General features: G+C 46.9%; 12 protein-coding genes. 3 read left to right on the forward strand and 9 right to left on the reverse strand.

What is annotated here, in order from left to right; genetic code table 11:
• Window positions 1–38: 38 nt before the first annotated feature.
• Window positions 39–1,376 (forward strand): glycosyl hydrolase family 28-related protein, encoded by a 1,338-nt coding sequence (locus ELR70_RS19295; protein ID WP_054015336.1) that lies wholly within the window; start codon window positions 39–41, stop codon window positions 1,374–1,376.
• 163 nt (window positions 1,377–1,539) lie between these two features.
• On the opposite strand, the gene ELR70_RS19300 is transcribed toward ELR70_RS19295, so the two are convergent.
• From ELR70_RS19300 to imuA, 3 genes are read right to left on the reverse strand one after another with little or no spacing between them, the layout of a single operon-like run.
• Window positions 1,540–4,737 (reverse strand): error-prone DNA polymerase, encoded by a 3,198-nt coding sequence (locus ELR70_RS19300; RefSeq protein ID WP_082353188.1) that lies wholly within the window; start codon window positions 4,735–4,737, stop codon window positions 1,540–1,542.
• The gene (locus tag ELR70_RS19305) at window positions 4,737–6,224 is read right to left on the reverse strand and encodes a DNA polymerase Y family protein (RefSeq protein ID WP_128064680.1); all 1,488 of its coding nucleotides are present in this window, start codon (window positions 6,222–6,224) and stop codon (window positions 4,737–4,739) included. The genes ELR70_RS19300 and ELR70_RS19305 overlap by 1 nt, the downstream gene beginning before the upstream one ends.
• A gap of 5 nt (window positions 6,225–6,229) precedes the next feature.
• Window positions 6,230–6,925, reverse strand: a complete 696-nt coding sequence (gene imuA / locus ELR70_RS19310; protein ID WP_054015338.1) for a translesion DNA synthesis-associated protein ImuA — start codon at window positions 6,923–6,925, stop codon at window positions 6,230–6,232.
• Window positions 6,926–7,104: 179 nt separating this feature from the next.
• Here imuA and ELR70_RS19315 point away from each other — a divergent pair, with 179 nt between their 5' ends.
• On the forward strand, window positions 7,105–7,818 hold the full coding sequence (locus tag ELR70_RS19315; RefSeq protein ID WP_054015339.1) for an SOS response-associated peptidase family protein: 714 nt from the start codon (window positions 7,105–7,107) through the stop codon (window positions 7,816–7,818).
• 3 nt (window positions 7,819–7,821) lie between these two features.
• On the opposite strand, the gene ELR70_RS19320 is transcribed toward ELR70_RS19315, so the two are convergent.
• The 3 genes from ELR70_RS19320 to ELR70_RS24940 form a co-directional block, all read right to left on the reverse strand.
• On the reverse strand, window positions 7,822–10,131 hold the full coding sequence (locus ELR70_RS19320; RefSeq protein ID WP_054015340.1) for a methyl-accepting chemotaxis protein: 2,310 nt from the start codon (window positions 10,129–10,131) through the stop codon (window positions 7,822–7,824).
• A gap of 550 nt (window positions 10,132–10,681) precedes the next feature.
• Window positions 10,682–10,822 carry a hypothetical protein gene (locus ELR70_RS24935; protein ID WP_160317373.1) on the reverse strand — a complete coding sequence of 47 codons (141 nt, stop codon included), beginning with the start codon at window positions 10,820–10,822 and terminating at the stop codon, window positions 10,682–10,684.
• 141 nt (window positions 10,823–10,963) lie between these two features.
• On the reverse strand, window positions 10,964–11,116 hold the full coding sequence (locus tag ELR70_RS24940) for a hypothetical protein (protein WP_160317374.1): 153 nt from the start codon (window positions 11,114–11,116) through the stop codon (window positions 10,964–10,966).
• 467 nt (window positions 11,117–11,583) lie between these two features.
• Between ELR70_RS24940 and ELR70_RS19325 the strand changes: the two genes are divergently transcribed.
• Complete coding sequence (locus tag ELR70_RS19325) at window positions 11,584–13,296, forward strand: alkaline phosphatase D family protein (RefSeq protein ID WP_054015342.1); 1,713 nt, start codon at window positions 11,584–11,586, stop codon at window positions 13,294–13,296.
• 80 nt (window positions 13,297–13,376) lie between these two features.
• On the opposite strand, the gene ELR70_RS19330 is transcribed toward ELR70_RS19325, so the two are convergent.
• From ELR70_RS19330 to ELR70_RS19340, 3 genes are read right to left on the reverse strand one after another with little or no spacing between them, the layout of a single operon-like run.
• A complete protein-coding gene (locus tag ELR70_RS19330; RefSeq protein ID WP_054015343.1) occupies window positions 13,377–13,718 on the reverse strand; it encodes a hypothetical protein in 342 nt (113 codons plus the stop codon).
• Window positions 13,719–13,720: 2 nt separating this feature from the next.
• Window positions 13,721–14,272, reverse strand: coding sequence for a hypothetical protein (locus tag ELR70_RS19335; RefSeq protein WP_054015344.1), 552 nt, complete (start codon window positions 14,270–14,272; stop codon window positions 13,721–13,723).
• Between the two features lie 25 nt (window positions 14,273–14,297).
• The gene (locus tag ELR70_RS19340) at window positions 14,298–14,477 is read right to left on the reverse strand and encodes a hypothetical protein (protein WP_054015345.1); all 180 of its coding nucleotides are present in this window, start codon (window positions 14,475–14,477) and stop codon (window positions 14,298–14,300) included.
• Window positions 14,478–14,664: the final 187 nt, after the last annotated feature.

Here is a 14,664-nt window from a genome sequence, read left to right on the forward strand (position 1 = left end):
CCTTAGTGAGGCTAGTTTATAAAATATAAGGACAATATATGAATAACAAAGTGACTTTGATCGGTCTTTTGCTGATCTCCTCTTCCGCAGTAGCTCTGGACGCAGACACTATTTCAATCACTGACGCGCGTTTTGGTGCCGTTGCCAACGATAATCGTGACGACTCTGCACAAATTCAGGCAGCCATTGATTACGCAGTACAAAACGATAAAAGTGTCTACATTCCTGCTGGTACATTTAATATTTCTAGTACTTTGGATGTAACACGTGTCAAGGGCTCGCATAATTCACGAATTAAACTGTATGGGGAAAAGCGCAACCTGTCCAGACTGACCACCAGTGCCAACATCAGTCTGCTAAAAGTGGCGCACAATGTTGAGGTGCATGATCTGGCTCTGGTGCAGACGGCAAGCTTTAAACAAGGCACCGCGATTGATATCCCTTTCGCCTCTTATCGCTCTAATTTTTCTAAGCTGGATATTTCCGGGTTTGATAATGGTATTTACGGTAAATGGGTGATCTGGAGTCGCTTTGAAGATCTGTTTATTGCCAACGTTAATAGCGGTATTCATTTACATGGTAATGGCAGTGATCCTGCATACTGGAACATAGAACCTAACGGTTGGTTTAACAATGTCAACGTGTTCGATAATATCTATGTTGAGGGATCACACACAGGCCTTAAACTTGCAGCCATGGGCAGTAATATCACCAATTCAACTGTTCAGAATTCTCAGGTCGGTGTTGAGATATATGGCCCGGCGGATCACCATACCTGGAACAACCAAATCAGTAACTTTTATGCTGAAGGCGTCAAAACCGTATTCAAGGTCAAAAACTCAAGAACTCTGGATATCAATGGGGTATTTGCTCAGGGTGGACCAAGTAATAACCGTGCCTATACAGTTATTGATGCCAACAATGGCGGTATTATCACAGTCAATGGTATGACAGGCCAGGACTGGTGGAGCCATAACGTGATTCTGAAAAACACCACAGTCAAAGGTCACGTACCAGCCATTGGTGGCACAACCTCTGCAGACTCAGGATCAACCTATTTGCCAGGTAAACTGACAGCCAGTATCAGCTTACCAGCAAACAGTAGCTGGGTTGCGTTACCTGCATATATGACCATAGCGGGTAACAGCGCTTATAAAATCATGATCTCCGGTATTCGGGATGGCTATGAGCCAGTTTTGGAAGAGTACGCAATTTTCAACTGGAATGGTGCCAGTCAGTACGCTAAGGTACATCAGATTGCCGGTATTGGCCGCATCAAATTCAAGGTCGATGGCGGCAAACTATACGCCAAGCTGGATTACAATGGTGGTGGCGGATTGTCTGGTGGCAAGGTAACGTTAGAGCGCATCCACTAAACACAGCTAAAGTTGTATGCAACTGACGGTGCTAAGTTGAGTAAAGGTAGCCGGATGGCTACCTTTGTCTGTTTCATTCAATTTGCTTTTTGCTGTCAACTCGATAGGTCTGCGTACTACATATGACAACAAGGCCTGCCACCAGCTCTGCATTCATATTCGTTCAATGAAAGTCCCGAGACTTACTATGCAAGGCACCCAGGACCTCACTGCGGTCAATCAGCCGACCAGCGATAACATGGATCACCTCGCCCTCTTTTTCAACAATGCCTTTTACTTCCAGTAGCTTAGCACTGAGATAAGCCTGCTTTTGGGCACGTGCAGTACCCGCCCATACCACCACATTAATATTGCCTGTGTCATCTTCAAGCGTAAAAAAGGTCACCCCACCTGCGGTGCCCGGCGCCTGCTTGCCAGTCACAATCCCTATTACGGTCACCAGAGATTTATGCCGACAAGCACTGAGCTGCGCCATGCGAGTAAAACGCCCCAGTTTACCAGCCTTGTCGAGCAGCGTTACCGGATGTTGCCCCAAAGTGAGACCCAATGCGGCATAGTCTTCCACCAGATCGTCCATGTCATCTGGCTGAAAAACACAAGATTGCGATTCCGCCAACGAATGTGCACCGTCAACCTCTGTGCGTATGGCAAATAAAGGTAAGGTCTGCTCCTGATCCATCAGTGTCCAACGGGCCGAATAACGATCGCCCTGTAACGCTTTAAGCGCATTGGCAGACGCCAGACACTCCAGCGCATTACCAGACAATCCTATGCGCTGTAGCTCAGCCATATTCTGAAACCCTTTACCCGGGCGAGCAGCCAGTAACTGCTCGGCACTATAACGCTGTAAGCCTTTTACCAAGCGTAGTCCAAGTCGAATCGCAAATCTCTGCTGTTGCTGGCAAATATAATGATCGTACTCAGAGGCATTGACACAAACAGGCAAAACCTCAACCTGATGGCGTCTGGCATCCTGGATCAACTGAGAGGCACTGTAAAATCCCATTGGCAGGCTGTTTAATAGTGCGGTATAAAACATCGCCGGATAGTAGTGTTTCAACCAGGCTGATGCATAAGCCAGCACAGCAAAGGACGCGGAATGACTTTCCGGAAATCCATATTCGCCAAAGCCACAGATCTGCTCAAAAATACGCTCGGCAAAACTCACCTCATAACCGCGCTGTTGCATGCCATTGATCAGTTTTTCTTTGAACTGCATTAGCTCACCACTTTTTTTCCACGACGCCATTGCCCGGCGCAGTTGATCCGCCTCCCCACCAGAAAAGCCCGCCGCGACCATCGCCAGTTTAATCACCTGCTCCTGAAAGATAGGAACACCCATAGTGCGAGACAACACAGACTTCACCTCCTCGGAAGGGTAAGTCACGGCTTCTTCACCGTTGCGACGCTTTAAGAAAGGGTGCACCATATCTCCCTGAATGGGCCCGGGTCTGACAATGGCAATTTGAATCACTAAATCGTAATAACATGCCGGCTTTAGCCGAGGCAGCATACTCATTTGTGCACGAGACTCAATCTGAAACACGCCAACAGTATCTGCCCGCTGAAGCATTTTGTATACCTGAGGGTCATCACCCATTCGGGTTAACTCGGCCAAGTCCAGTTGCCTTGATGTGTGCTGTGCGATCAGTGCAAACGTTTTACGAATGGCACTCAGCATACCCAATGCCAGTACATCGACTTTAAGCAGTTTAAGGCTTTCAAGGTCGTCTTTATCCCACTGGATCACTGTACGCTCTGCCATCGCAGCATTTTCTATGGGCACCAGGTCATGTAAAGGACCTGCGGAGATCACAAAGCCACCCACATGCTGAGAAAGGTGACGGGGAAAGCCCATGATCTCTTCAACCAGGCTGATAAAGTGCTGCCCTTTCAGAGAGTCTGGCTGCAGGCCTAGCTCACTCAGCTGAGTTTGCCAGTTTTGACCACGGTCACGACGGTTCACATTGCGGATAAAATAGTCCAGCTGAGTTGCTTCAATTCCCAACGCTTTCCCGACATCTCTGACTGCACTCTTAAAACGATAGCTGATCACCGTTGCAGCCAGCGCGGCGCGCTTGCGGCCATATTTATGGTAAATATACTGGATCACCTCTTCACGACGTTCATGTTCAAAATCAACATCTATATCTGGCGGCTCGTTACGTTCTTTACTAATAAAGCGCTCGAACAACACCGACACCTGGCGAGGATCTACCGCAGTGATCTCCAGGCAGTAACACACCACCGAATTAGCTGCCGAGCCCCGCCCCTGATACAAAATCGCTTTGCTACGCGCAAAACGTACCAAATCATGAATGGTGAGAAAAAAGTAGGGATAGTCCAGCTCCTCAATCAGTGCCAGCTCTTTGGTAATGATCTCAGCTATCTCTGACGGCACGCCTTGTGGAAAGCGCGCTTTTTGCCCACTTTTTACTAAATCGCGTAAATGCTGCATCGCCGTTTTTCCCGAGGGCACCAGCTCTGCCGGATACTGATAACGCAAAGAGTCCAGATTAAAGTGACAGCGCTTGGCTATGCGTAAAGATTCTGCCAGCCAGGGAGCTTTAAATAGCTTGCTGAGTTTTTCACGGCTGCGCAATGCGCGCTCCGCATTCACCAACAACCTTCCTTTGACTTGTTCAAGTGGCAGGTTAAGCCGGATTGCAGTCAATGTCTGTTGCAGCCTGAGTCGCTCACTGTTATGCATTAACACGCCGCCACATGCTGTAATGGGTAACTGATGGCGCACAGCTAATGCCTCGCAGTGGGCAATAAAGCGTTGTTCCTGATTTACTAAATGACGCTGTATACCCACCCAACTACGATGTGCATGATGACGTGTCAGCCAGGCTCCCCAGTGCTCATCTCGATCATCTCCCTTAGGTAACCAGATAAGCAGGCAGTGACGTAACGACAATAAATCCCATTCGGCCAGCTGATAGTAGCCTTTTTCGGCACGCCGCCTGGCATTGGTGATCACCCGGCATAACTCACTGTAGGCGGTTTTATCCGGACAAAGTAGCACCACATCCAGTGACTCAAAACGCATCAGACTGCCTACAATTAGTTGTAAATCAAGTTGCTGATCCCTGATAAGCGTATGCGCTCTGACCACTCCAGCCAATGAGCATTCATCAGTGATGGCAAGCGCGCTATAAGCGAGAAAATCAGCCTGACGCACCAGTTCCTCTGGTCTCGATGCGCCCTCCAAAAAAGAGAAGTTAGTTTGACAAAACAGCTCTGCATAACCAGGCAGCTTGGCGCCTCCGGGTGGCTCCCTCGTCCCCTGGCCAAGCGTCTGCGTTATCCTCTGCGAAGAAACGGGTAAAGCGAACATAGTTGACTTCTTTGCAGCCATCAGCTGAAAACCCCATGGCAAAACCAACGCTGCTGACGATCCCGGAACACCCACAACCAGCGCCCTTGTGTATCCTGGGCCACAAAATAATCTCGCTCAACCTCATGGCCATCCCACCAGCCAGTACAGATCCGCTCAGGGCCTAAGTGCACATTAATTTTATGCTGCAGTGGCTGGATACTTGGCAGTAAAAAGGCCGGTCTGAGATAGCCCATTTCAGGGTAGAGCAAAGGTGTTTCCGAAAAATGCTCCCCCGACAAGGGGGCTCCCAGCACACTCAGTGGCGTACAGTACCCAGTTGCCAGCTCAGGACGCGAATCATCACCGGCAGCCAGCCCCTGCACAGCTCGTTCACCTAATTTAGCCTGCAATACCGCAACCAGACCTGCGGGCGTCATCATGCCGCGTTGCTCGGCAAACAAGTCATGCATCAATTCATCTGGCTGACAAATCTGAGCGACTTTCAGCCCTATTGCCTGCACCGGACCACTGAGTGTCACTGAGCTGAGTTTGAGGTTGCATAAGTTCAACCACAGGTCGGCCCGATCTGTGCCCTCTGCACGACCCACTTCAAGCTTCAAGGGTTCTGCATCACGCTGATACAAAGTCAGTATTAGTTGCCTGGCATGCCGATTACGTAACCGTAAAAACTGCTCCTGTTGCACCAAGAGTTTAAGCAGCGGTTTATTCAGCCAATCCAGGTTTTCTATGTCATATAACAGTGGCAGATAGCGTTCAAACTCAGCCTCGGGTTGATAGAAAGTGACAGGGTGAGGTACTTTCCCTCGTAACCTGGACACATACTGTACCAGCTCGCAGTCAAAGCGTTTTCCAAGCTCCACCAGGGGTAAGGCAAACAAGTCTCCAACTGTTTTAAACCCCACACGTTGTAACCGTTCAAGCTGCTTAGCTGGCAGTGATAACACCACCAACGGCAGACCATGCAGGGCTTTTTCAAGCACCTCTGGGTCCTGAGTTGCCAAAGCGCCATGCTGTTTTGCCAGCAACCGGGCAGCCTCCGGAGAGTAGCCAAATGCAAACCGATAAGTAAAAGACTGTGTATCCAGATGTGAGCGCAGCGTGCTCAGGTAGTGAGATAAATCCAGGTACATGGCTAGCATACCACTGACTTTCAGTAATACACCCTGAGGCGCAAACAGGGCTATATCTGCCGTGATCAAATACAACCACTGCGCAATTTCACGAATCGTCCGGCTTTCATCAACTTCATCATAGGGGTGTACAACCAGCTCTCGACTTCGTGCCGCCGCAGCGGCCAGCCCCATGCCCGCCGAAATTCCCAATTGCTGAGCCGCCTGATCCAGTTGCATCACCCTGTTGTCTCGTCCACCTACAATGATGCAGGGGCGGGATAGCTCAGAGGTTATAACGTCAAGCTCTGTCTCATCAGGTTTTTGCGTTTGCTCTGCAATTTTCAGTTTATCGAGCTGAATAGCAGGAAAGTGTAAATACAACCACAAAGTCACTGCCACTACCTGCCTGCAAAATACTGCCGCGCAACATCTGGCACTGGTTTACTCTGGGTATGAAATTGCTCAGTCAGCTCAGGCCAGTGCAACGACATATCCAGTGCAAACTGGGACTGAGCCCAGCCACCTTTGCGCTTTTTAACTGTGATATTCAAACCTTTAATATGTGGACTAAGTCCCAGGCTTAAAGAAACCGGCAAGGTGCCCTCGCCTTGGTGTTCACGGCGTAAAAGATACAGACACGCCTCACCAGTCTGAGCTGCCAGCTGCAAACGCTTGACCTGATGCACCTGTAGCGCTCCATGCCATATCAATACACTGTTGCAGGCACCGCTTTTCAGGCACTGCTCTGCAGCCCATAGTGCTTCTTGTGGGCACCCGGGTGTGATCTCCAGCAGCTTACTGGTGTCCATTCCGATGCGCTGTAAAGCGTCAGCATTCAGGCGAGCCGGCGGGTTAATGACCGCAGTTAAACCATTTTGCTGCATCAGGCTGGGCAATAACAACCTCAGCTCACCAATACCCAGCTCTGTATGCAAATCCACTACACCCACTTTAGGAAAGCCACCCTGTAAATGTTTATCCAGTTCTGTATATCCTGTCGCCGTGAGCGCTTTACTGTGTTGCTGGCGCCCAATCAACCCTGAGCCCTGCCAAACCAAATCCTGACGCTGTAATCGTTCAATTAAATTGCTCATAACACACCTCAAACTGTATATTTATACAGTATAATTACTGTTGACCAAAGTGCAAGCATGCTGTGTATCTCGCAGCAGGCAAGCCCACTAAAAAGCCACAGAGAGCACATAACGGTTAATCCAGATCAAGCAGTGACAGCCAGAGTCAGCTAAAGTAACAAAGACAACAGGAGCGTATTATGTGTGGACGATTAAATATCACCGATGATCCCTTTGTGATCGAGATATTAGAAGAGCTGGGCATTGCGAACCCGAGAGAAAACATGCACTTTGGGCGCTTTAAAAAAGCAGCGGACAACATCAGTATTGTGCATGAAGAAAATGGCCAGCGGCAACTCAGTAGTGCAACCTGGTGGCTATTACTGGATCCAAAGCCCGGACAGGGTTTTAGACCATCCAAATACACGTCATTTAATAGTCGCTATGACAAGCTACACGTTAAAGGTAGTGCTGCTTATCGGCCATTTCATTACAGCCGCTGTATTATCGTGGTAAAAGGCTTTGGTGAAACCCTTTTCACCAAAGGGAAACCACAGCATTATTATGATTTTATCGCCCCTGATGGCGCACTATGCTTAGGCGGATTATATAAAGTGTGGCACCACCCGGACAATGGGCAAAAACATTACTCCTGCTCCGTGATAACCCTGCCTGCACACCCTAAACTGCGCCGTTATCACGACAAAGCCAGCCCCCTGATTTTGCCTCCTTCACCCGCAGAGCTCAATGCCTGGCTAGACAGCACACAACACAACGGCGGCGGCTTTACCCATTTGCTGATCCCACATTTATATCAGCGTCTGGTTGCTCTGCAGATAGATAAACCCAGTAGTTACAACCCGCTGGGCGAGGTGGCTTATATTGCCAAAGATCCTCCCCGCAACAGACAGTAAAAATTATACTTGATAACGTGCCAGAATATCGTCCAGCTGAACAGCAAGTTTCGCCAAATGCTGTGATCGGTCGTCAATATCCTGGCTACGCCCCAGATTACCATTAGCCTCCTCACTAATGGTACTGATGGCCTGACTGATCTGTGCCACAACCGCAGATTGCTCTTCTGCTGCCGTCGCAACCTGAGTATTCATCGCCACAATCTGCTCAATGGCATCAGACACATCGATCAGCGAGTCTTTTGCCCGCTCAGAAGTCTTTGCATTGTCAACGGAGCGTTCACGGCTTTGCTGCACTGACTGACGAGCTTCACCAACACCATTTTGCAGTGCCTTGATCATCTGCTCAATTTCTTCGGTTGCCTGTTGAGTACGCTGCGCCAGACCCCGCACTTCATCTGCTACTACAGCAAAACCTCGTCCCGATTCACCGGCCCGCGCAGCCTCAATTGCGGCATTCAATGCCAATAGATTGGTTTGCTCTGCAATGGACTGAATCACATCAAGCACACTCCCGATCTGCTCACTGTGAGAAGACAGGCCATTCATCACATCCCCGACCTTGTCCATTTCTTCAGCCAGCTGCTCTGACACCTCTGCGCAATGCTCTACTAACTGATTGGTTTGACTGGTCAAAGAGCTCACCTGGTGGGTCTGCTCTGAAGTATTGAGTGCGCTGCTGGCTACCTCCTGCACCGTATACTGCATTTGTTGCCCGGCCGTAGCTGACTGCTCACAATCCCGCGACTGCTTATTCACGCCATCAATGAGGCCCGCCACGCGATCAGATAGCGCCACTGACATTTCTTTGAGTGTATGGGCACTGTGTAGTAAATCGGCAAAGTTATGCTGTAATCTTTCTACCAGACTATTGACTGATCGACTTAAATCACGGATCTCGTCATCACCTTCATCAGGCGCACGCAGTCTGAAATCGTTATTGTCAGCAATGCCGCGGATAGCTTTACTGGCAGCAATAACAGGCCGTGTAACACGATTAGCCACATAGAAACCAACCAAACTAGCGATGATCGCAGCCACTGAAACAAACAAAATTGAAGAGCTAAGCACGGCGTATTTCAGCTCAGAAATCATAGCAAACGCTTCACTTTCATCGATTTCACTCACAATCGCCCAATGTAACCCGTCAATATCCAACGGCGCATAGGCCGATGCGACAGGCACGTTCCGATAGTCCGAAAAAATGGCAAAGCCACTTTGGCCAGCCAGCGCAGCGCGGGTACCCGGAGAATCAATCTGGAGTGTACCTATGGTTGTGTGCTTCTGCTCAATGTTATCCACCATAGCTTTATCAACATCAAAGGTTCTGAGCTGAGCGATAAAGCCTCCCGGATCTTCGACAAAAAATCGGCTGTTATTGAGTAATAGCTTACTTTGATTAACCAGGTACACTTCACCACTGTCTCCCAGCCCCTGAGCATGCCACTGTCCGTCCAGCGTCAACATACGATTGATCTCATCAACGGGTAACTGAAAGATCAAAGTACCGATCAGCGTGCCATCATCAGCCAGAATAGCGGAACTGACGAAACCAGCCGCCGCATTGTAAGAAGGCATATAGGGACTAAAATCCACAAAGTGACCCTGACGCATCTGCTGAGAACGAGCCGCTTCATAGGCCTGTGCTAAACCAGACCCCTGGAAAGGCCCACTGATTAAGGAGGTCGCGAAATCCAGCTCCTTAAATACAGAGTACACCACATCGCCCTGAGGGTTGGTAATAAATATATCGTAAAAGCCAAATCGCGCCTGAAACTCTCGTAGTGCTTTGTGATAGCGGCGGTGAACAGCACTATAGGTACTGTTGTCGCCCGCATCCAGAAGCTGATCTTTACTGCCCAAAGGATTGGGATTAGCAGCAATATAATGAGTTTGTAAAGCCTGAGCCCTGGGGCTTAAACCAGCTAGCAGCCGACTCAGATTTAGGCTCTCACCACGGTTTTTTTGCTCATATTGGTAGAGAAACTGAGTGTTATAATACCGGCTCAGAGCCGGATCTTGACCTGAGGTTGCATGCGGATAGCTTGCAAATGCCTGCGAAAAAGCCCGACTAGCGTCGACCACCATGGTGGATGCTGCCAGTGTTACTACCTGATCCGAAATAGTTTTAAAATAACGCTCTACCTGAGATTGCATTGCGTTACGACGCGATACCAGGTTGTTTTCAATTTCCTTTGTTACAGCGGCCTTTCCTTCCTGATAAGCAAGCAGACCAATAACAAAACAGGTAATAAGCAAGGGAATTACAGCAAGCAGAACAGCAACGATACTCAAACGGTTTTTTAATTGCACGTAAACTCCTACAGCACAAAGCAGCTCAGTTCCAGGCTGGGGGAACCGGAAAATGTATACCACAGCCAGCTCTGATGTAGCCCTAGATAGCGAGCGGGTGCTTTAACTACATCAGAAGTGGCACATACACCATGTCAGACTATAGCCAGGCCTGTCTTAATGAAAAGGCATTCATGACTGACGCATCCTTGACATGAATTAGTTATTAAAATTAATTTGATGCATGAACTAACCTACACCTTTTAATACTTTGATACTAGTAATAAAAGATTGGTTTTTGATGTCAATCAGGTATGACCAATGAGATAGAGTGAGTTCGAAGACGATATTTTTGGTAGTTAAAAGCCGAAACACGTTAGTCGATATAGAATAAGACACAATGAAAAAGCAATTCGGTGCTAATCTGAATTAATGAGTTCGAGGGTTTGTGCAGCATTGATGGCAGGCGTTTCACTGAGGAATTGAGCGTTTCCCTCTTTAAGCTGAATAAGGCCTTTTACTGGCCTTATTCAGGATAACTTAATGTGTCAACACATTAGTCACTGCAAGCTTAGTGATACTGGCAGCCTTTCTCGTAACATCCAGTTTGTGTAGTCCAACCACCGCCAGCAATACGCTTGGTTTCCTTAAGGGCCAGTTGCTCTTGTTGATTTAGGTTTTTTAGATTTTGTTTTTTTAAAGATAAGTTCATCTTAATTTCCTTTTACGTTACTTTTATTAACCTAAATCAATGAAACACCGAAAATAAAATTTTGTCAAACAAAAAAAGGTGAAAACGGGCCGTATAAAAATACATTTCAACGCCCGTTTATTACATACAAAAACTAAATAATTACATTTCAGGAATAATACCACAACCGCTTACACAGCCTGTACAGGGCTTAACCGGTGCACCACCAGCCACTTGAGGTGTCAACTCCTTCGCAAATGGCTTGGCATTATCAGAAAGTTTCGCAAGATTCTTTTTATTGAGTTTAAGTTTCATATTAACCATCCTTATTTAGTAAAAAAACGCCGCAAAGCGATAAAAAGCAGCACTTTATCAGCAGCAAATAAACTACCCAACAAAATCAAAATTAGCAATGAAAATATTCATAAAACATAAAATAAAACAAATAAAAAACCTGTTAAACATAATTAAAACAAAAAGTAAGACATTATGAATTATTGCACTCTTACACATAAAACATTAATTAACTTTCCACACCATGAAAACAAAAAACTCAATAATGAGACGATTAAGGCATCACAACATGATTTTGACATAAAGTTGAAAGCATTTTTTCACATCTTGTCTCTAAAATGGCGCCTCTCTCAAGCGGAAGAGAGCTTCCCATGCACTGATACTCTGCAATTTGCAAAGAAAATCTGGGTTGAATTAACAAAGGACCTACAAACAGAATGTGCGAGCACAAACGTGTCGCTCTGCTTACGTTAATACCAGGTAAAACAATGAAAAAAATACGCTTATTACTTAGCATCAGTGCTGCGCTTAGCAGTTTCCACTCTCTTAGCGCTCCCGAAGTGCATTACGACCAATGTCAGAGTACCTTTAGCTATCTGGGAGCCAGCTATCAGGGCACCACAGACAAAAATAACTCTGGCAACCAATGGTGTTATCTGAAACAAGCCATTGATGGCTCCAGCTGGGGTAATGTCCGGGTTGAGACGATTCCAACGTTTACCACTGTCACGGGAAAAAGCTGTAACCTCCCCTCCAAATATCAGGGAGAGCAATTCTATGGTTGTACAACGCGCAATCACAGTGCCCCCTGGTGTTATGTTGATGAGCAAAGTAGCTGGGAGGAGTGTGCCACCGCTGAGCCTGAACCACTCATGAGCCACACGCACCCTCAGCCGAATAAACGCCTTGACCGTGTTGCACTGGGCTCTTGCTTTAAAACACGGGGCGATATGCCTGAAGCGCTTGCACGTTTGATAGGGCACAAACCCGATTTATTCTTCTGGCTGGGCGACAATATCTATGCAGACACTACAGATATGAACACCATGCGACAGAAATATGATGATAAGAAACGCAATATTGAATATCAAAAGTTTCTGGCAGCCGGGATCCCAGTCATGGCAACTTGGGATGACCATGACTTTGGTCGCAATAATGACGGCAAACACTATCCTAAACGTGCACAAAGCCAGCTCGAATACTTAAGACACTTTGATGCGCCCGCAGATGATCCCAGACTAAATGGCCGGGCGGGCATTTATGAAGCCAAAATGCTGGGACAAAAAGGCGAGCAAACCCATGTCATAACACTGGACGCACGATACTTCCGCTCTCCCACCTTTTCTAATTATGGCGCATGTGAAGGCGACGCCACGACGATACTTGGTGATCAACAGTGGCAATGGCTGGAACAGGAACTTAACAAGCCCTCTGAAATAAAGCTCATTGCCAGCGGGATCCAAGTCCTTCCTCCTTTATATCAGGGTCGCAGTCGTAACAGTTACTGTGCATATGGTGATGGCAAGAAATTTGAGCAGGTACTCAGTAACTTGCAAGAATCAGAGATGTCTGGCACCAGTTATGAGTCCTGGGCAGAAGTTCCACTGGAGCGTGAACGCCTGTTAAGGTTAGTACAAAAATCAATCAACGCAGGCAACGCAAAGGCCGTGATTTTTTTATCCGGCGACCAGCATTGGGGTGAACTATTACAAAAAGACATTCCGGCCAGTACAGAGCACGGCAAAATGGCCAGAGTCTATGAGGTAACAGCTTCCGGGTTTGGCCAAAACTGGCCCTATCATATTGAAAATCCGCTGCGATTACCTGTATACGCTGATAGCAAAGGAGATGGCAACTACACTAAACAATGTAAGTTTCCAGCCAAATATGCTGCCGTGACCTATCAGGGCTGTATCACCCGGGACCACGACAAACCTTGGTGTTACACCGAGGTAGACGAGAATGGCAATGGCATAAAAGGTGAGTGGGGTAACTGTGCAGCCAGTGGTGCGACCATTCCGACAGGCCAGGTTGGTGTAGTCAGCAAAGATATTGCAAATTTGACTACCAGTCACCGTCACCTGATCAACAAGTCTGGCAGCAACTACGGCATGCTAGACATAGACTGGCAAAAACGTACCATTAAAATGTCGATAGAAACAGCGGAGGAAGAGGCCGTATCGACTATCATTAATTTCTAAAGATATAATACACAACCCATCTGCTGGCCTGATGAACACAGGTCAGCACTAAGTATAAGTGCCCAATTAAGCCTAAAAGGTTATTTGACGACCTTAAGATCAAACCTTGATGCAGATGAAGGCGTCGACACTGAGTGTTCTGTCGCCCTGGCACGAAAGGCTCGGGCCCGGTCGTGTGCACTACGAACCGCATCACATTGTGCGATAATATCTTCTTCATCAAGCGCCTCGCCCAAATCCATAACAATCCGATACGCAGATTCATATAATTCTTGTTTGGTATCTTCTTCAGCACGAAATCGCATAAAGAACCTCTGCACTTTTTGCTCTGGTCCATGTAGTTCAGTACCCTGGATGCATGCCCCTATCATAATCGCAAGCAGTAAAATGAGCGCAAAAAATGTTAATGTGAGCAATAGCATAATTATGCCTCCTGCCTGATCCGGGATTCCATAAATTTATAGAAAGGATACTTGGCAACAATTAACCAGATCATAATATTGGCGCACACTGTTATTGGGCCGTATAAAACATAAATCGCATCGCTTTCAAGGAAGCCTCTTAATATCAATTGTAACGCATTCAGCACAACCAGTAAGAAGCTAATATATAAAGTATAGCGCGCAGCTTGCGTGAACAAACAACCCCTGATCAAGTGCACAATATACAAAGTAACCGCATAGCAAACCCCTGAACACACCAAGGTGAAGTAATATATCTGGATCTTTATCTGCAGATCGATCTCCAGGGCAAGGATAAATGCTGCCAGTTGACCACTTGTTATATTGAAAATCAAACACGTCAGAGCAGTCAAGAAACATGAATGAAGTTTATGATCTGAGATTGTTTTAAGACTCGCTTTTCCACCGAACAGAAGATTAAATCTGTACTGTTTGAAATAATACAACAAATATATAACAACCATCAGCTGTAAACATCGTAACGTCCATCCCGTTACTACATAAAACTCACTCATGTTTTGTCCTTTCTAAAGCGCCGCACTAGCAGTATTGCGACGACAAAATGCTCTGCTGCCAGTCTCTGGGCTGGTCTCCATCAGAAGTTATGCCGCCATATACCTCAGCGAGCTGTTTTAGTGACAAGCTATAAGCGTTTAACTGCTTTAATTTTTTTGCTTTCACACTTAAACGGCGGTCATATTGTTTAATAGTAGCTTTCATGGGCTTTTCCTTTCATTTCTTTTTAGATAGAACAATCTCAGCCGCCTGCTGCAATCATGTTAAACAAGGAAAACACAAACCTCAACTTTAAATTAACATTAATTTAACCAAAGCAGTGCGACGAGACACATTTAGCAGGTATATCCAAAGTTAAGTTACCATGAAAATATTTATATTAAAGGCGCAG

The sequence above is a fragment of the Pseudoalteromonas sp. R3 genome (genome assembly GCF_004014715.1).
Classification (GTDB): Bacteria; Pseudomonadota; Gammaproteobacteria; order Enterobacterales; family Alteromonadaceae; genus Pseudoalteromonas.